We start from the raw sequence: 17866 nt of genomic DNA, 5'->3' as shown, positions 1-17866 counted from the left end.
TTGCGGGGCGAAAAGGGCGCGTTTACCCGGACCCAAGCGGTTATCTTCGCGGCCTTTCCACGTTCCCACCACAGCGACCACGGATCAGTATGGACCGCAATTCGATCATCGGCATCCTCCTCATCATAGCCATCCTCTTTGGCTATCAATACCTCACCATGCCCAGCGCGGAGGAACGCGCCCGGATGCAGCATGAGCAGGACAGCATTGCCGAAGTGGCCATCAAAAAGCAGGCGGACCATGCCGATTCCGCTCTGGCCGACCAGCAGCAACAGGTGAAGAACGCCACGACCGTGGCCACGGCGGATGCTACGATGGATACCGGCCTGGTCGCGGACAGCGTCAATGCCGACAGCCTCCTCGCCGCCAAGCAGCATGAGCGCTTGGGCATCTTCGGCCCCGCCGCCAGCGGGCACAACGAGGTGGTGACGATCGCCAACGAGCACCTGCAGGTCGCCATCAACACCTTCGGGGCCCGGCCCAATGTGATCCGACTGAAGGCATACAAAACCTATCACGAGCACAACCCACTGCTGCTTTCCGTGCCCGACAGCGGCGCATACGAGTACAACTTCTTCCTCGGCAACCGCAAGCTGAGCACGAAGGACATGAATTTCACCGCTGAGAAGCTCGGCACCACGGGCGTACGACTAAGAGCCTCCACCACGGACCCCTCGAAATATCTCCAGATCACCTACCAGTTGGACAGCGGCACCTGGTTCATGAACACCACCGCCGAGCTGGTGGGGCTACCGGAGATCGACCCGAGGAACGTGATGTTCCACTGGAACCTCACCGGTTTCCACAATGAGAAACACCGCCCCACCGAGGAGCAGCATTCCACCGTCTACTACAAATACCTAAACAGCGACCGGGACTACCTGAGCGAAAGCAAGGACGACTCCAAGAAGCTTGAGGCCAAGACGAACTGGGTGGCCTTCAAGCAGGACTTCTTCACCGTGGCCATGGTGAAGAAGGACGGCTTCACCAGTAACGGATCGGAGATCTCCATCACCACGCTCCCCGATGACACGCTCTATTCCAAAAGATACGACGCCAAGCTGTTCTTCGGGCAGGAACCCAGCGAGCACGCCATCCTGGCCATGCAGATGTACCTCGGCCCGAACCAGTACAATACCCTGCGCCAAACGGGTATCCCCGATTTCAGCCGCGTCATCGACCTGGGCTGGGGCATCTTCGGCTGGATGAACCGCTTCCTGGTGATCCCGATCTTCAACTTCCTCAGCCAGTTCAACCTCAGCTACGGCATCATCATCCTTGTGCTCACCGTGGTGATCAAAATGCTGCTGCTGCCCATCGCCTATCGCAACCAGAAGAGCAGTATCCGCATGCGTGCGCTGAAACCGGAGATCGCCGCCATCACCGCCAAGTTCGGCTCGGACGACGCGATGAAGAAGCAGCAGGCCACCATGGACCTCTACCGCAAGGCCGGCGTGAGCCCCGTGGCCGGTTGCGTGCCCATGCTGCTGCAGATGCCAGTGCTCTATGCCATGTTCCGCTTCTTCCCCAGCAGCATCGAGCTGCGGCAACAGTCCTTCCTCTGGGCGGACGATCTCAGCAGCTATGACAGCATCCTAACGCTGCCGTTCAACATCCCCGCCTATGGCAGCCATGTGAGCCTTTTCACCCTGCTGATGGCCGCCAGCACCATTATCTACACCCTCGTGAACAGCAAGCAGATGCCCCAACAGCAGGGCATGCCGAACATGAAGGTGATGATGTACATGTTCCCGGTGATGATGCTCTTCTTCATGAACTCGCTCCCCGCCGGCCTGAGCTATTACTACTTCCTCGCCAACGTGATCAGCATCCTCCAGATGACGGTGATCACCAAGTGGTTCCTGGACGAGGATAAGCTGCGTGAACAACTGCTGGCCAACATGAAGAAGCCCCGCAAGAAGAGCAAGTGGCAGCAGCGCATGGAGGAGATCCAGAAGCAGCAGCAGACGGCGAAAAAGCGACGGTAGGATACTTCAGGACTGCGAAAGCGCGGTACGAACGACCGCTCACATTCTACGCGGACCGTCGGAACCATCGGTCTTCCCCATGCGTTGAAATGCCCCCATGCGCGCTTGGCACATCGCCCTGTTCCTCTTCCTTACTTGTGGTCTTCAAGCCCAGAAGCCGCAGCTTGATGTTCCGCCGGACAGTTCCGCGGACCGCGTGCAGGTGTTCGGCACGGTGACCGACAGCCTCACCGGAAAGCCTGTGTACGATTGCCTTGTGGCCTACTACGATCTGGAAGGCGACCGCCGGTCCATCTCCTCCGTGAACAGCGATGGCCAGTATGCCATGTTCATCCCTGCGCATATCCCGTTCGAGCTGCGCATTGAGCGCGAGGACGGCTACAAGGACCTGGGAAGGCGCGCCCCGGTGATCCCCAAAGGCGTGAAGCAGTTCCGCTTCGACCTCATGATGCGGCCGAAGTGAGCTTGCGGTCTCCTCCCCCTTCCAAAAGAAGGGGTCGGGGGTTCGCTGCTGTTGCTCAGGGTTCCCTGCGGGGGACCGCTGAGCGGACTAATGCACAACTGGACCAAATGCGAAAGGCCGCCCCGGACGGGGCGACCTTTTCGCATTACAGTTCCTGAAATGCTTATTTCTTGGCACCTGCGGGTTTCTTGGCGGGAGGAGCGACCACTGGTGTGGGTGCAGGAACAGGTTCCACGACTTTGGGCGCTGACACCAAGGTCATCTCGTCCACTATATGCTTCGCACCGGCGTACTTGTCGATCACCCACAACACGTAGCGGATGTCCACGCTGATGGTGCGCTGCAGCTCAGGCTCGTAGGAGATGTCGCCGCTCATCGCCTCCCAATTGCCATCGAAGGCGATGCCGATGAGCTCGCCGTTGCCGTTGATCACCGGGCTGCCGCTGTTGCCGCCGGTGATGTCGTTCTCACTGATGAAGCAGATGGGCAGGTTGCCGTCCACATTCGCGTAGCGGCCGAAATCCTTGCCGACGAGCATCTCGTGCTCGCGCTTCGGCACCACGAATTCCTCGTCCGTGTTGTCCTCCTTCTCCAGAATGCCGACGTGCGTCGTGGACAAACTGTATTGCTTGGCGTCCGCCGGGGAATAGTCGTTCACTTGGCCGTATGTGAGGCGCTCAGAGCTGTTGGCATTGGGATACCACATCTGCTCGGGGTCCTTCTCCCGCATGGCGGCCACCATCAAACGGTAGCCCCGATCGATCTCCACCTGTGCGTCCTGGATGCCCGGAGCGAGCACGCCACGGTACAGGCTCAGGCAGCTCAGCATCGTCTGCATGCCCATGTCTTTCTGCAAGGTTTTTGCCTTCGGGTTGTCCAGGAACTTCATCATGCGGGTGCTGTCCGTCAGGATGCTGGTCTTGAACATGTCCGCGGCCCACTTGGTGAAATCACCCTTGTATTTCTTGGTGACCACGGCAATGATGTCCGGCTGCTGCGCCGGGTCAACGTCCTCATGGATCATCTTGAACATCGCTGCGGTGATGTCCTGGTCCGTGGCAGGGTCATAGTCCTTCCACATCTTGCGCACGGAGGCTTTCGCCTGGGCGGACATCGCTGTGATCTTGTCCGTGGCCTTCGGATCCTTTTCCAGTTGCATCTTCAAGCCATAGAGGCGGAAACCCGAGATCACGGCCTCGCAACCGAAAGCCCCCTCCTGCATGTAGGTGCTGGACTTTTCGAACTTGGCGCGTTGGGCGTAGCCTTCCGAAAGATCCTTGGCCACGTCGCCATACTTGTCCTGGTGGACGGGGTCGCTGTTCACCCAGGCCATCAAGGCTTCCTCCTGCTCCTTCTTCCTGTCAAAGACATGCTGGCGCTTCAGACCCTTCTGCTGGCCGATGAAGTACTTCCAATAGTTGGCGATCTGCGCATGCTTACTGGCATACTTGATGCGCACTTCCGGGCTGGCGTTCATGTGCTCCTTCATCACATCGAGCTTCTCGCCACGCACTTTCACGCGGGCGGGCTGCTCCACGTCCAGGGCCAACTTCACGCCGTCGCTGTTGAGAAAACGGTCCGTGCTTCCGGGGAAGCCCATGATCATGCTGAAATCGCCTTTCTTCACGCCGTCCAAGCTCACAGGGAAGTGCCACTTGGGTTTGAAGGGGATGTTCTCCGTGGAGTAATTGGCGGGTTCGCCGTCCGGGCCGGTGTAAATGCGGAACATGCTGAAGTCGCCGGTGTGGCGGGGCCACTCCCAGTTGTCGGTGTCACCGCCGAACTTGCCGATGGCACTGGGCGGGGCGCCAACGAGCCGGACGTCCGGGTAGCTCTTGTAGACGAAGAGGTAGAATTCGTTGCCCTCGAACATGACTTTGAAATCGGCCAGGAGGTGCGGCTTACCTTCCGTGGCATTGGACTCCAACGCCTGGCCGACCACTCCGAGCACCGAATCGCGCTGGGCCTCGGTCATGTCGGCGCTGAGCTGGCTCATCACCGTGTCCGTGACATCGGTGATGTATTGCAGAAAACTGACCTCGAAAGCCGCCGGGCTTTCCTGGTCGCGGGTCATCGCCCAAAAGCCGTCGGTGAGATAATCATGCTCCACGCTGCTGATCTTCTGGATGGCATCGAAGCCGCAGTGGTGGTTGGTGAGCATCAGTCCGTCGGCGCTCACGACCTCGCCGGTGCAAAAACCTCCGCCGAGCCGCGCTACCGCGTCCTTCATGCTCGCTTGGTTCAGGCTGTAGATTTCCTCCGCAGTGAGCTTGAAGCCCAGCTTGCGCATCTGCGCCTCGTTAACCTGTTTCAGCTTGTTCAGCAGCCACATGCCTTCTCCGGCAAAGGCGCTGCCCATCGTAAGCACGGCTACGAGGAGCAAGGAAATGATCTTCTTCATATCGGTCGGTCTGGGATCGTTTTAAGAAATTGGACGGCCGCAGCCGCGAACAGCTCCGGGGCCGCGAATTTAACGTTTACGGCCAAGTTCATGACGGCCCATGGAAAAGCGGCCTTTTGCCGTGATGGACGGCGAATGGAACGGTAAATACCGCCCGTTGTCAACGCAGGTCACCGACCTTGGTCCACTCCACGTCGGCCAGCAATGCTTCCGCCCGCTTGGTCAGCGCCTTGAATTCCTCCGGTGAGCCCACCCTGCCGATCACCTGCTTATCACGCTGGTCCGCATGTACGCGGATGATCACACTTGGGAGGTCCGTCACCGGCTGGTCGTACTTGTCCTCCAACTTGTAGAAGCCCAACGAGTCCGCGGCGGCTTTCAATGCGTTCATCGTCGCGGCGTTCACATGGCCCGTGAAGTGTCCTTCGCGCGCAGCAAAACGGCGGCCCAAATAGGTCGCGGAGCCGTCCTGCAGGATCGTGAGCTTATAGGTGGGGCAGGTGCCGAAGCAAGGGGTCCGCTCAATGGAAAAGAAGACGCTATCCCCTTCCAATTGGGCCAGATTTACCGCATCTTCCGCCTCATCCCGGGGCATCTCTTTCACAGGTTCCACCTGTTCTGCTATTGACGTGCCGTTCGCTGAGGCGTCGGGCATCTTTTCCTTGCTCTTGCACCCGCCGGTAAAGGCGAGGAGAGCAGCGGCGAATATCAATGTAGGCATCTGCATGGCGCGAAGTTAATTGCATCCGTTCATGGCGAAGACCGTGCCGATCCGGGAGGGATCGTTGCTGCTGGGGTGCGCGGGCTACTTTTGCCGGGCATGGAACTTGACCCGCTCACAGCCATCTCCCCTATCGACGGGCGCTATCGTGCGCGCACAGCGCCTTTGGCCGCCTGGTTCTCTGAACTGGCACTGATCCGCTACCGCCTTCTGGTGGAACTCCACTGGTTCCGCTTCCTCTGCGAGGTCCCTCTGCCGGAGCTGAAGGATGTCCGACCCACCGGGCTGGACGATCTGGCCAAGCGCATTGCAGCGCTCACCGAGCCGGACGCCCGCGCCGTGAAAGCCATCGAACGTACCACCAACCACGATGTGAAGGCCGTGGAATACTGGCTCAAGGAACAATTGGACGCGCTCGGCTTCGGTGCGGCCAAGGAGTTCATCCACTTCGGGCTCACCTCTCAGGACATCAACAACACGGCGATGCCCCTGCTGCTGAAGGATTTCACCGAGCAGCATTACTTGCCAGCGATCAACGCCCTGCGCGACCGCATCCATGGGCTGGCTTTGCAATGGGCGCAAGTACCCATGCTCGCTCGCACGCACGGGCAGCCCGCTTCCCCCACGCGCCTTGGCAAGGAACTGGAAGTCTTCACCGAGCGCCTGGACGATCAATTGCGCCTGCTACGCGAAGTTCCCTTCTCGTGCAAGTTCGGCGGGGCCACTGGCAATTTCAACGCCCACCATGCCGCTTACCCGGAACTGGACTGGGTAGCGCTGGCAGACCGGTTCACTGCGGAAAAGCTGGGACTGCAACGCCAGCGCTTCACCACGCAAATAGAGCACTATGATTCCATGGCCGCGCTATTTGATGCGATGCGACGGATCAACACGATCGTGATAGACCTCTGCCGCGACCTCTGGGCATACATCGGCATGGACTGGTTCCGCCAGCGCGTGAAAGCCGGCGAAGTGGGTTCCTCCGCGATGCCGCACAAGGTGAACCCGATCGACTTCGAGAACGCGGAAGGGAACCTCGGTCTGGCGAACGCGCTCTTCGGGCACCTCAGCGAAAAACTGCCGATCAGCCGCCTGCAACGCGACCTCACCGACAGCACCGTGACACGCAACATCGGCGTGCCCATGGCCCACACGGTGATCGCTATCAGCTCGGTGATGCAGGGTTTGGACAAGCTCCTGCTGAACGAGGCTGCGATCGCCCGCGACCTTGAAGCACAGTGGGCCGTGGTGGCCGAAGGGATCCAGACGATCCTGCGGCGCGAAGGCTATCCGGAACCCTACGAGCTGCTTAAAAAACTGACACGTGGCAAGGAGAAGATCGGCCAGAGCGACATCGCCGAGTTCATTGAAGCGCTGGATGTGGAGGAGCGGGTGAAAGTCCGCTTGCGTAGGCTTTCGCCAAGTACGTACTTGGGAGTTGATCTGTTTCCCTGAGTCTGGCGGGAGTCGTGTGAGTCGTGAGGCTCCGACCACCATTCACCGATCACTGATCCAACTCCGTCATGTCCTTGCCAACAGCAGACGCTGGTAGGCTATCAAATCCGTGGTCGGGATATCCGTCATGTCCAGTTGGCGCATGATCGTTACCACTTGACCCCGATGACAGCTTGAATGGTTGAAGCAATGCATCAGCAACTGCCAACGGGGCTGGGCGAACTTCTCGCATTTGGTGTTGGCATAGCGAATTATCTCGTGAAGTCCTTCTTCATCCAGCGCCTGCACCTTGTCGTTCATCCCCACGCTCACCTTCAGCAATGAGCCGATGCTATCGTCCAACCCCTCCTCCGGCTCACCGAAGATCCTTCCCATCCACGTGTTGGTCGCATCCCTGATATGCATGATCGTCAGGCCCAGCGCGGGAAAACTGCTCTTCACATGGCGGCCAAACATGTTGTCATTTTCGCGTTGCAAACGCTCGACAATACGTGTGTTGGCCCACAGGTCATAGGCGGCAAATTGATGGATGAGGACTTTCATGATCGTGTTCACGTGGATAACGGTGTTGAAAATACGCAAGGATCCGGGATTTCGCCCCTAAGGGATCCACTACGTTCGCGCAGTGAACGGCGCAGCCATGATCGGAACCATTTTCGGAAAGAAGAAGATCAGTGAGGACAAATTCGCGAACGTGTTCGTGAATGCCGTACTGCGCCTCACGGAAGAGGGCTACCCAATGGTGGTGGCCGAGCTGGAGGAAGCCGGCGAATTCGTGACCCGCCCCGTGTTCGGGCCCGGTGATGACGAGCTTTTCGCCCTGATCCTCTTCGCAGGCAACTTGATGGAGGCCCCCAAGCACATGCCTGCCGGTCAGGATCAACGCTTAGCCCAGCATGCCTACTCGAAGTTCGCCCCGTTGATGGACACCTCCGCCGCCGAGCTGGAGACAGAGACCATCGCCTTGCAGCATTTCATGTCGCGCATCAACCACCCGAGCAAGAACACGGTGTACGCGATGAGCAAGGCGATCTTTCATAAGTACGACCTGTTCCGTCATCAGGACGCCTACTTCCGCGAACAGAAAGCCCCCAACCCCATCATCCTCGGCCGCATCAATAAGTTGATGCAGTACTGCCTCTGGGATTGGGCCGAGCTGCTCGATGATTGGAAGGTGACTTCGTGAGGTTGTTTAGCTAAAGCTGAAAGTTGAAACTGGAAAGCTGAAAAACCGGTGGTCGTCAAGTACCCCGTTTCGATCTTCAGCTTTCCTCTTTCAACTTTTCCTCCGTCACCCCAACACCCCTTCCCCCTCCGCCATTTCCACGATGTGCTCACCGATGGCCAAGCAGGCCGTTGCCGCCGGTGAGGGGGCGTTGAGCACGTGGATGTGGTTGCCGCACCGTTCGATCCTGAAGTCGTCAACCATTTCACCGTCGGCGCCTAGCAACATTGCTCGAACACCTGCACGGCCCGGTTCAATGTCGTCCATCTCCAAGGTCGGGATCAGGCGACGCAGCGTTTTCAGGAAAAGCTTCTTACTGAAGGCCCGCCGGTACTCGTCGATGCCGTAGGACATGTTCTTGAAGAAAAGTTTCCAGGTGCCTCCGTAGGTAAGGGCGTCCCAGGTATCGCGCAGGCTGAAGTCCGTCTTGCCATAGCCTTCACGTTTGAAGGTGAACACGGCGTTCGGTCCGCACTCGGTGCTGCCGTCGGTCATCCGCGTGAAGTGGACGCCCAAGAACGGGAAACGCGGGTCCGGTACGGGATAGATCAGGTTCTTCACCTTGTGCCTGCCCTTCTCGGACAGCTCGTAATAATCCCCGCGGAAGCCCACGATCTGTTCTTTCACGGGCACACCGTCCGCACGCGCAAGCCGATCGCTCTGCAGGCCGGCGCAGAAGATCACGCACTTGGCCTTGTAGGTGCCCTTGTTCGTGCGCACGGTGCTGGTGTCCTCGCCCGGCACCGAGCCGAGCACTTCTTCGCCAGTGCGCACTTTCGAGGCGGGATTGACCGCCAAGGCCAGTTCGGCCATCTTGTTGGTGGCCCCGCGAAAATCGATGATGCCGGTGCAGCCCACCCATAGGCCCGCGATGCCGGTGCAGTACGGCTCGATCCCCTTGATCTCTTCAGCAGTTATCAGCTTGAGGTCCTCGATGCCGTTGGCAATGCCGCGTTGGTGGATCTTTTCCAAGCGAGGCAGTTCATCGGCCTCCATGGCCACGATGATCTTTCCACATACATCGTGCTTCACTCCGTGTTCCTTCGCAAAAGCAACAAGCTCCTTGCGCCCATTGGCACAAGTGATCGCCTTCTTACTGCCGGGGACGTAGTAGATGCCGCTGTGGATCACACCGCTGTTATGCCCGGTCTGGTGATCGCTCAGCACCGCTTCCTTCTCCAACAGGAGAATACGCTTGGCCGGGAAGCGCTTTTGCAACTTGTACAAGGTGGCCGCACCGACGATGCCGCCTCCTACGATCACAACGTCCCACGGTTCGGCGCTCAACGATGTTTCCATGAAGGGCGGCGAAGTTACTGTGCAGGGTCCACTGCCGGAGCAATGCGTTCCTCCCTCGGGACCCGCAGCAACAGCAACGAGCCGACCACGAAAAAGGAACCGATGGCGATGATGGTGTTGCGGATGTCGCCCGTCATCTGATTCACCAGGCCGAAGGCCAAGGTGCCCAGAACGGTGGCGAGATAGAAGGTCACATCATAGAAGGAGAAGAATGAGGCATGGTCCTCGGTCTCCGGAAGCAGCTTGGCATAGGTACTTCGTGACAACGCCTGGGTGCCGCCCATCACCAGCCCCACGAATGCGGCCAATACATAGAACTCATTCGTCCAATTGATGCGCCAGGCCGCCAAGCAAATGCCCATCCAGATCACAAGGCCGATGATCAAGGCCACGATATTCCCGTACCGCTTGCTCAGTTTCACGAAAAGCAACGCCCCTACGGCCGCTACGAGCTGTATCACCAGGATGCTGACGATCAATCCGCTGTCAGCGATGGGTGAGCCGTCGGGGTCCTTGATCTCCTGCTTGGCGTATGTGACGGCGAGGTACATCACCGTTTGCACCCCCATGTTGAAGACGAAGAACGCGGTGAGGAAACGGCGGAGGCGCTTGAGGCCGAGCATCTGCTGCCATACCTTACGCAGTTCCCTGTAGCCGTTGGTGAACACGTTCACCTTGTCCTCTTTAGGCGCGCGTGCATCGGGAAGGTTCCGAAAAGTGATCTGGGCCCATCCGACCCACCAGAGCCCCACCGTAAGGAACGACAGCCGCGCCGGGAGGCCATCGCGGTCGGGGATGCCAAAAAGGTCCGGTTTCATCACCATCAGCAGGTTGATCACCAGCAGGATCACGCTTCCGACGTAGCCCATCGCATAACCGCGCGCGCTCACGCGATCATGGTCTTTCGGTTCAGCGATCTCCGGGAGATAGGCATCGTAGAAGATCAGGCTTCCTGAAAAGCCGATGCAGGCCAGCATGAACAGGAGCAGGCCCGGCCAGAGGTTATCATAGGTGAGAAAGAACAGGCCCGCACAACTGATGGAACCGAGATAGCAGAAGAACTTAAGGTAGTTTTTCTTGTTGCCGCGGTGATCGGCGATGCCGGAGAGGATGGGTACCACCAACGCCACGATCAGGAAGCCCAACGAGAGCGTGTAGGATTGCAGTGATGCCGCCGGAAGGCCATAGGTGGCCAGCACCTGGTCCTCTCCGCCGATCGTGGTGATGGCGGCGAAGTAGATCGGAAAAATGGCGGAGGTGATCGTGAGCGAATAGGCCGAGTTGGCCCAGTCGTACATCGTCCATGCCCGGATCAGGCGGGGATCCCCTTTCTGCATCGGGCCAAGGTAAGTTGCTGATGCAAACGGCGAGAACGGTGCAAATGGTAAAAAAGGCGAGGGTGCAAGGAATGGGATATCGCCTCCTCGCACCCTCGCAGCTTTATCGCCCGGCACGGATCTACTTCACCACATCCACCTCTACGCGGCGGTTCTGGCTGGTGGAAACCTCGTCATCACCCTCCACGGCGGGGTTGTCCCCCTTGTCGCCCGCAACGATGATGCGGTCCGCCGCGATCCCGGCGTCCACCAGATAATTCTTCACCGCCTCGGCGCGCTCCTTGCCGAGCTCGGTCAGGTCCGGGCGCATACGCACGCGGTCCACTTCCTTTACATCGGTATTGCCGGTCAACTTCACCTTGATCGCCGGGTCGGCCTTGAGCACGGAGGCCAAGGTGTCCACCAGCGCCGTCATGGAGGGATCGATGTCTTTGTTGTAGCGCTTGAAGTAGATCACGCTACGGCCCACGCGTTCCACAGGGGCCAGGTTGGGATTGATGGTGACTTTGCGGTCGTAGATGTACTCGCTCTGGTCCTTGTCCACCTGCTCACACGAACATTCGCTGAGGCGCTTTACGGGCTTCACGCTCACATCGTCGATGAAGTAGTAGGCAAAAGGCCGCTGCGGGCGTGTTTCCCCGCGCTGGCGGCGGACCTTCCCCGTGTTCACTTTTTCCGTTGGCGCGAAGTTGCCGATGATGAGATACTGCTCGTCGCCTTTCGCTTCATATACGCCGCACACGCCTTGCCAACCGTTCACATCATCGTAGACCTTTGTCATCAGGGCCGGGACCTGTGGCTCATAGGTGAGGCTGGCCTCATCCTTCTTGTGTACCGCGATGCGGCTCATGTACGCCCCGATATGATCACTGGAGTATTTGCTCAGGTCGCTGAGGCTCACATAGTAGCTGATGCAGTACTTCTGCCCTTTCTTCAGCATCTTCTTGAACTTCACCTGCAAGTAACTACGCGGCTCCTTGTCCATGTAGCTGTACCAGAGCACACCTGCGTAGTTCACACCGCTCAACGCACTTTGAAAACCGTTGGCGCTCTTGGGTGCCTTGATCGGTGATTCGCTATCCACGGATTCGCTGTACAGGTCCGCCTTCGCATCGGTGGGACTGTCCCACCCCGTGGCCGCCTCGATCCCGCCCAGCCGCCGCAGCTTCCCTTCCACTTCCTCGAAGCTACCGTTGGCGATCATGTTCAGGCTGTCCGGAACTTCCTGTGCGGAAAGAGCAAGGCCAAGTGATAAGGCAAGGGTGATCAAGGAGAGGCGGTGGATCATGCGGGGGGACGTTGAAGGGTGCAAGGATGAATGATTCGGCGGCAATTTAGCCATATGGGCCATAGGTGCATGAATGCCGAAGGAGGGATGCGGTATTAACGCTGCTTGCAAGGGCCACGGGACAGCGTCTGGCGGGAGTTGGTCGGTGAAGTGTACAATTTTTACATTCGGACCATAAATCGGACCAAAAGATCAGCACACATGAAAAACCTTACACAAACCTTGGCGATCGCCGCACTGGTGCTCCCGGGGATCCTGAAGGCCCAAGAGGGTTTCAAGTTCGGGGGTAAGCTTGGACTGAACATGGCGAACATCGTCAATACGGACTTCGTGGACAACAAGAGCAAGCTGGGCTTCCACGTCGGCCCCACCCTGCATTACGGATTCGGCAGGGAAGGCCGTTTCGGCATAGGTCTCGATGTGCTGTACAGCCAGAAAGGGAGCACGGTGGTCGATAAGCCCTACTCGCTGGATTACATTGATGTCCCCCTCTATTTCCGTTACCGTTTCGGGTTCGGCCTGTATCTGGAGACCGGGGTCGATCTCGGATTGCTGATGAACGCGAAATACGATGGTGAAAGCGAAGTTGATGCTACCGAAAACGGGAAACCGGTAAAGAAGAAGCTCAAGGATAATTTCAGCGGCACGGATTACGGCTTCCTCGTCGGCCTCGGTTACATCCATCGGACCGGCATCGGTGTCGGGTACCGATATAATCTGGGGTTGGCCAACATCAGCAAGTCAACGGATGAGTCCGCGAGCATATCCATCAATACCGTGGGACAGATCTCCGTGATGTACTATTTCAAATGGTCTGACGGTGGCCGTGGCCATCGCCGTGGGCATCGCCGCCGGTAAGCGACCGCCCCCTTGATGAAAACTGAATAGATCCGGAAACGATTGTGGAAAGGCCACCCTGAGGATGGCCTTTCTGTTTTATACGGCTACAGAGAGGAGCATCGGCCCCAAGAGCGCCCTTTCCGATGATCGGACCCGTCAAACAACCCTACCGTTGATCGGCCTTTATTTCCCGAAGGTCCACCCAATGGAGAACTCCACGAGGTTAGTCCAGAATCGGGCCCGGGTATTGCTCTCGGTACGGTCGTAGGTCGGGGTGAGGCTCCTGTAATACCGCAGGTCCAGATCAAAACCCACCGGCAGCGTATACCCGATCCCGGCCATCACCGCGATATCGAATTTCTTGAAGTCCTTGATGGCCGCACTGCCTTTCTTCTTCGTGGTCAAGAAATCCTGCTGGTCTATCGCCTGAGTGACCGTTTGCCCTTGCGCGTTCTGGCCCGTGACCGAACCTTTCCAGTCGGTGGTCTCATCCGTGTTGTCCTTCCCTCCCATCAAAAAGTTGAACGATGGACCGAGCATGACGCGAAACTCTTCAGTAGCTTTAATGGTCAAGGGCGTAGTGATCTGGAAATAGGAAAGGCGTTGGTCATCCTCCAGCTTGTAGTCCCTGCTCCCCGTATAGGCCCCTTGGTTGTTCGTCACCTCAGTATTGTTGGTCAGAGTTTGATTGTCGGTGGTCTCCGACTTTCCCCGGCGGAAGGAGAAACCCAGTTCGGGGCGAAGACCCACCAGATCGGAAAAAGGAATTTCTCCGTAAACGCCGAACATGAGACCCAACCCTTTGGGGCTGGTCGGCGGGTTCTTGGGTTCCGGCTGGATCTTTTGGGAGGCGATCAGATAATTCCCCCCCACCTTGATGCCGAATTTCACCTGCGCAGTGAGGGTATTCGCGAACAGGAGGGCGGAACCGAGCAAGAGTCCAGTGCAAACGCGCTTCATGGTTGGATGGTTGGAATTTTGCCAAACGTAGACATCCGCCTCCACTTCCACAACTCCCCAATTCGGGGGATGCCCGCCCCTTTCTTTCACTATTTAAAAAGAGGAAACCCCGCTACCAAGCGGGGCTTCTTCCATGTCCGTATGTTGGGATCACTTCTTCGCCATCGCCGCCCTGATCTCGTTCAGTGCGCTGCCGGCCCTGAACCAGCCGATCTGCGCTTCGTTGTACGTGTGGTTGCACTTGATCGTGTCCTTCGAGCCATCCTTGTGGTTCAGCACCACGGTCAATTGCTTGCCCGGTGCGAAATCCATGAGGTCGGTGAAGTCGATACGGTCGTCCTCCTGCACCTTGTCGAAGTCGCTTTCCTTATCGAAGGTTACGCCCAGCAGACCCTGCTTCTTCAGGTTGGTCTCGTGGATGCGCGCGAAGCTCTTCACGATCACAGCGCTCACGCCCAGATGGCGCGGTTGCATGGCCGCATGCTCGCGGCTGGAACCCTCGCCGTAGTTCTGGTCCGCCACCACTACGCTGGGTTGCTTAGCGGCTTTGTACGTGCGCTGCGTGGCGGGCACCTCGCCGTATTCGCCGGTGAGCTGGTTCTTCACCTTGTTGGCCTCGCCGTTGAAGGCGTTGATGGCCCCGATCAGGGTGTTGTTGCTGATGTTGTCCAAGTGCCCGCGGTAGCGCAACCATGGTCCGGCCATGCTGATGTGGTCCGTGGTGCATTTGCCCTTCGCCTTGATCAGCAGCACTGCGCCAGTGATGTTCTTGCCATCCCAGGCGGGGAAAGGTTCCAATAGCTGGATGCGGTCACTATCGGATTTCACGACCACTTCCACGCTGCTGCCGTCCTTGGCCGGGGCCTTGAAGCCGGGATCTTTCACGTCGAAGCCCTTGGGCGGCATTTCCATTCCTTTCGGCTCGTCCAATTTCACTTTCTTGCCTTCCTCGTTCACCAGTTCATCTGTGAGCGGGTTGAAAAGCAGGCTGCCGGAGATGGCCATGGCCGTTACCAATTCCGGACTGGCGACGAAAGCGTGGGTATTCGCGTTGCCGTCGTTGCGTTTGGCAAAGTTGCGGTTGTAGGAGGTGAGGATGGAGTTCTTCTTCTCCGGGTGCTTATTGTGCCGCGCCCATTGGCCGATGCAGGGACCGCAGGCATTGGCAAGGACGAGCCCCCCCATCTTCTCGAAGGTGTCCAGCAGCCCGTCGCGTTCCGCCGTGAAGCGCACCTGCTCACTTCCGGGCGTGACGGTGAATTCGCTCTTGGTCTTGAGTTTCTTGTCCACGGCCTGCTGCGCGATGGAAGCGCTGCGTGTGAGGTCTTCGTAGCTGCTATTGGTGCAGCTACCAATGAGGCCCACCTCCAGTTCCTCCGGCCAGCCGTTCTCCTTCACCGCCGCGGCGAACTTGCTGATCGGCCAAGCGAGGTCCGGTGTGAACGGTCCGTTGACATGCGGCTCCAGCTTGCCGAGGTCGATCTCGATCACACGGTCGAAGTACTTCTTCGGGTCGGCATAGACCTCGGGATCGCCGGTGAGGTGCTCGGCCACTTTGTTGGCCAGTTTCACGAGTTCTTCGCGCCCGGTGCCGTTGAGGTAGCGGCGCATGCTGTCGTCATAGCCGAAGGTGCTGGTGGTGGCACCGATCTCCGCGCCCATGTTGCCGATAGTGCCCTTTCCGGTGCAGCTAAGGCTCTCGGCACCGGGGCCGAAGTACTCCACGATGGCACCTGTACCTCCTTTCACGGTGAGGATGCCGGCAACCACGAGGATCACGTCCTTGGCCGATGCCCAACCACTGAGCTTGCCGGTGAGCTTCACGCCGATGACCTTCGGCATCTTCAGCTCCCATGGCAGACCGCTCATCACGTCGCAAGCGTCCGCGCCGCCCACGCCGATGGCCAGCATGCCAAGGCCGCCACCGTTTGGCGTGTGGCTGTCCGTGCCGATCATCATGCCACCGGGGAAGGCATAGTTCTCAAGTACCACCTGGTGGATGATGCCCGCGCCAGGACGCCAGAAGCCGATGCCGTACTTGTTGCTGATGCTTTCCAGAAACTGGAATACCTCATTGCCCTTCAACAGTGCTTCTTGGAGGTCCTTCTCAGCGCCCACACGCGCTTGGATCAGGTGGTCACAGTGTACGGTGCTGGGTACGGCCACATGGGCTCGGCCGGTGGTCTTGAACTGGAGCAGGGCCATCTGCGCGGTGGCGTCCTGCATGGCTACGCGGTCCGGTGCGAAATCGACATAATCCTCTCCCCGTTTCAGCGCCTTGGTCGCCGCTCCCTCGGTGAGGTGCGCGTAGAGGATCTTCTCCGTAAGGGTGAGCGGTTTGCCCAATGCCTTACGGGCAGCGGCGATGCGTTCGGGATAGCGGTCATAAACCGCCTTGATCATGTCGATATCGAAGATGTGGGCCATGGTTGTTCTGTGCGATAGTTAAGAGGCCGCAAAGGTACATATCGGGAAAGGCTTGATCGAAGGGACCTGTGAAAGCGCCGCCCTCACTACGTTCCCTCTTCTTCACTCCTCGCCAAAGGATCTACAGGCACTGGTGGCCCCTTCCGCCACAAACGCGCTTTGCGCACATGCAGCAGGCCGCTATATATGAAAGCCCCGATGAGGGAGCCGGAGGCTATGGCGGTGAGGATGAAAAGCAAGCGCAGGATGTTGCCCGCCGTGCCCATGCCATCGGTAGCCATGGTGGTGATGCTGACCAGACCGAAAGAGCCGGGAGCCAGCAGCCAGAACGCGGGCAGGATGGTCACCAGAGCAGGCGGCCCATTGAAGCGGTATTCGATCAGAAGCGCTGTGATGGCCATGACCGCCGCGCCGAAGAACGCCGTGGAGGCCCCGTCGATGAAGAGGCCGGAGACGTACTGCCCAAGGTAGGCCATGAGCATGGTAAGGATCACCCACGGCAGGGAACGTCTACGGCTGCTTTTGAAGAGGTGCAGGCCGATGGCGAAGAGCACCACGCCCGCCCACGCCAGCCATGGTGCCAAGCGTTCCGTATGGTCCACGAGCTCCGGGGTCCCCTCCCCGAAAAGCCGGAACCCGCCCAAGAGCCCGAAAGCCAGAAGGATCAGCTGTCCGAAGCCGGCCACCAACCTTGATGCTCCGGAGACGGTATTGGCAAAGGCCAACTCCACCACGGCAACAGTGAGCACACTGCCCGGCAGGAAAATGATCAAGGGCGGTATCAGCAACTGGAAGGGCGCCTCTTTCACTCCATAGCGGTAGAACACCGCCACCACCGAGGCCAGGATGAACGCGGCCACCACGGGCATCACGGCGTTCCACGCAGGCTGGCGCCGCACCGCCACCAAGAGCATGGCGCAGATGAGGCCGAGCACGGCGACGTAACCTAAGCCGCTCCATGTGGGCCGCAGGATCAAGGCCGTACCGATGGTGGTGATCAGATAGCCGACCACGAAGCCGAAGTCGCCGTACCGGTGCTTCATGCGCCACATCGCGTCGAGCTTGCGCAGGCCGTCCTTCGGGGAAAGACGACCGGCGCGGGCCTCGCGTGCGATCTCCAGCACACCTTCCATTTGATCGAAGCGCAGGTCCCCCACGCGATAGGGCCCGGGGGTGATCTGCACGCGGTGCTCCTCCCCATCGTCGCTCTGCACCATGAGCACGGTAGGCAGGGCGAACACGACGATATTGGCCTGCCCGTTGCGCTTGGCGATATCCCCGAGGTCGCGCTCCACCAAGGCCACGGCATTGCCCGCTGCCAGTTCCGCCTGGCCTAAACGCGCCAGGAATTGGAGCAAGAGTCGCTGATCAGGATCACCTTCGGCCATGGCGGCGAAAGCTACAGGGGAACGGGAGAAAGCTTTTTGTCAGTGGCACGTTTGCATGGCCATGCAAATGAGGA

At 58.9% G+C, this 17866-nt stretch carries 14 protein-coding genes; 5 read left to right on the top strand and 9 right to left on the bottom strand.

Going from position 1 to position 17866, the window contains the following annotated elements; genetic code table 11:
• The first annotated feature begins 89 nt into the window (after positions 1–89).
• A complete protein-coding gene (gene yidC, locus IPP95_00700; protein ID QQS72789.1) occupies positions 90–1988 on the top strand; it encodes a membrane protein insertase YidC in 1899 nt (632 codons plus the stop codon).
• A 97-nt stretch (positions 1989–2085) separates the two neighbouring features.
• Positions 2086–2451, top strand: coding sequence for a hypothetical protein (locus tag IPP95_00695; protein ID QQS72788.1), 366 nt, complete (start codon positions 2086–2088; stop codon positions 2449–2451).
• A 163-nt stretch (positions 2452–2614) separates the two neighbouring features.
• Here IPP95_00695 and IPP95_00690 read toward each other — a convergent pair whose 3' ends face one another.
• The gene (locus IPP95_00690) at positions 2615–4852 is read right to left on the bottom strand and encodes a S46 family peptidase (GenBank protein QQS72787.1); all 2238 of its coding nucleotides are present in this window, start codon (positions 4850–4852) and stop codon (positions 2615–2617) included.
• A gap of 160 nt (positions 4853–5012) precedes the next feature.
• A complete protein-coding gene (locus IPP95_00685; GenBank protein QQS72786.1) occupies positions 5013–5573 on the bottom strand; it encodes a hypothetical protein in 561 nt (186 codons plus the stop codon).
• Positions 5574–5672: 99 nt separating this feature from the next.
• Here IPP95_00685 and purB point away from each other — a divergent pair, with 99 nt between their 5' ends.
• The gene (gene purB / locus IPP95_00680) at positions 5673–7028 is read left to right on the top strand and encodes an adenylosuccinate lyase (protein QQS72785.1); all 1356 of its coding nucleotides are present in this window, start codon (positions 5673–5675) and stop codon (positions 7026–7028) included.
• 66 nt (positions 7029–7094) lie between these two features.
• On the opposite strand, the gene IPP95_00675 is transcribed toward purB, so the two are convergent.
• Entirely contained in the window at positions 7095–7571 is a 477-nt protein-coding gene (locus IPP95_00675) for a hypothetical protein (GenBank protein ID QQS72784.1), read from the bottom strand.
• 97 nt (positions 7572–7668) lie between these two features.
• On the opposite strand from IPP95_00675, the gene IPP95_00670 reads away from it, so the two are divergent.
• The gene (locus tag IPP95_00670) at positions 7669–8214 is read left to right on the top strand and encodes a hypothetical protein (GenBank protein ID QQS72783.1); all 546 of its coding nucleotides are present in this window, start codon (positions 7669–7671) and stop codon (positions 8212–8214) included.
• A gap of 105 nt (positions 8215–8319) precedes the next feature.
• Here the strand turns inward: IPP95_00670 and lhgO are convergent, their stop codons facing one another.
• The 3 genes from lhgO to IPP95_00655 all read right to left on the bottom strand — a co-directional run bounded on the left by lhgO (position 8320) and on the right by IPP95_00655 (position 12177).
• Positions 8320–9552 (bottom strand): L-2-hydroxyglutarate oxidase, encoded by a 1233-nt coding sequence (gene lhgO, locus IPP95_00665; protein ID QQS72782.1) that lies wholly within the window; start codon positions 9550–9552, stop codon positions 8320–8322.
• 14 nt (positions 9553–9566) lie between these two features.
• Positions 9567–10889: an MFS transporter gene (locus IPP95_00660; protein QQS72781.1), complete on the bottom strand. Its 1323-nt coding sequence runs from the start codon at positions 10887–10889 to the stop codon at positions 9567–9569.
• Positions 10890–11010: 121 nt separating this feature from the next.
• Complete coding sequence (locus IPP95_00655) at positions 11011–12177, bottom strand: OmpA family protein (protein QQS72780.1); 1167 nt, start codon at positions 12175–12177, stop codon at positions 11011–11013.
• 201 nt (positions 12178–12378) lie between these two features.
• Here IPP95_00655 and IPP95_00650 point away from each other — a divergent pair, with 201 nt between their 5' ends.
• Positions 12379–13035: a PorT family protein gene (locus IPP95_00650; protein QQS72779.1), complete on the top strand. Its 657-nt coding sequence runs from the start codon at positions 12379–12381 to the stop codon at positions 13033–13035.
• Between the two features lie 165 nt (positions 13036–13200).
• On the opposite strand, the gene IPP95_00645 is transcribed toward IPP95_00650, so the two are convergent.
• The 3 genes from IPP95_00645 to IPP95_00635 all read right to left on the bottom strand — a co-directional run bounded on the left by IPP95_00645 (position 13201) and on the right by IPP95_00635 (position 17792).
• Positions 13201–13977 carry a PorT family protein gene (locus tag IPP95_00645; GenBank protein QQS72778.1) on the bottom strand — a complete coding sequence of 259 codons (777 nt, stop codon included), beginning with the start codon at positions 13975–13977 and terminating at the stop codon, positions 13201–13203.
• Positions 13978–14127: 150 nt separating this feature from the next.
• Positions 14128–16404, bottom strand: coding sequence for an aconitate hydratase (locus IPP95_00640; protein ID QQS72777.1), 2277 nt, complete (start codon positions 16402–16404; stop codon positions 14128–14130).
• A gap of 86 nt (positions 16405–16490) precedes the next feature.
• On the bottom strand, positions 16491–17792 hold the full coding sequence (locus IPP95_00635; protein ID QQS72776.1) for a threonine/serine exporter family protein: 1302 nt from the start codon (positions 17790–17792) through the stop codon (positions 16491–16493).
• Positions 17793–17866: the final 74 nt, after the last annotated feature.

The sequence above is a fragment of the Flavobacteriales bacterium genome (assembly GCA_016700415.1).
Classification (GTDB): domain Bacteria; phylum Bacteroidota; class Bacteroidia; order Flavobacteriales_F; family PHOS-HE28; genus PHOS-HE28.
Note: the sequence above shows the minus strand (reverse complement) of the source record. Positions and strands in the feature narration are given on the sequence as shown.

What these genes read in the sequence shown, in the direction of transcription:
- IPP95_00690 (QQS72787.1), bottom strand. Translation starts at nt 4,852, where the DNA reads ATGAAGAAGATCATTTCCTTGCTCCTCGTAGCCGTGCTTACGATGGGC.
- lhgO (QQS72782.1), bottom strand. Translation starts at nt 9,552, where the DNA reads ATGGAAACATCGTTGAGCGCCGAACCGTGGGACGTTGTGATCGTAGGA.
- yidC (QQS72789.1), top strand. Translation starts at nt 90, where the DNA reads ATGGACCGCAATTCGATCATCGGCATCCTCCTCATCATAGCCATCCTC.
- IPP95_00660 (QQS72781.1), bottom strand. Translation starts at nt 10,889, where the DNA reads ATGCAGAAAGGGGATCCCCGCCTGATCCGGGCATGGACGATGTACGAC.
- IPP95_00675 (QQS72784.1), bottom strand. Translation starts at nt 7,571, where the DNA reads ATGAAAGTCCTCATCCATCAATTTGCCGCCTATGACCTGTGGGCCAAC.
- IPP95_00640 (QQS72777.1), bottom strand. Translation starts at nt 16,404, where the DNA reads ATGGCCCACATCTTCGATATCGACATGATCAAGGCGGTTTATGACCGC.
- IPP95_00635 (QQS72776.1), bottom strand. Translation starts at nt 17,792, where the DNA reads ATGGCCGAAGGTGATCCTGATCAGCGACTCTTGCTCCAATTCCTGGCG.
- IPP95_00695 (QQS72788.1), top strand. Translation starts at nt 2,086, where the DNA reads ATGCGCGCTTGGCACATCGCCCTGTTCCTCTTCCTTACTTGTGGTCTT.
- purB (QQS72785.1), top strand. Translation starts at nt 5,673, where the DNA reads ATGGAACTTGACCCGCTCACAGCCATCTCCCCTATCGACGGGCGCTAT.
- IPP95_00645 (QQS72778.1), bottom strand. Translation starts at nt 13,977, where the DNA reads ATGAAGCGCGTTTGCACTGGACTCTTGCTCGGTTCCGCCCTCCTGTTC.
- IPP95_00685 (QQS72786.1), bottom strand. Translation starts at nt 5,573, where the DNA reads ATGCCTACATTGATATTCGCCGCTGCTCTCCTCGCCTTTACCGGCGGG.
- IPP95_00650 (QQS72779.1), top strand. Translation starts at nt 12,379, where the DNA reads ATGAAAAACCTTACACAAACCTTGGCGATCGCCGCACTGGTGCTCCCG.
- IPP95_00655 (QQS72780.1), bottom strand. Translation starts at nt 12,177, where the DNA reads ATGATCCACCGCCTCTCCTTGATCACCCTTGCCTTATCACTTGGCCTT.
- IPP95_00670 (QQS72783.1), top strand. Translation starts at nt 7,669, where the DNA reads ATGATCGGAACCATTTTCGGAAAGAAGAAGATCAGTGAGGACAAATTC.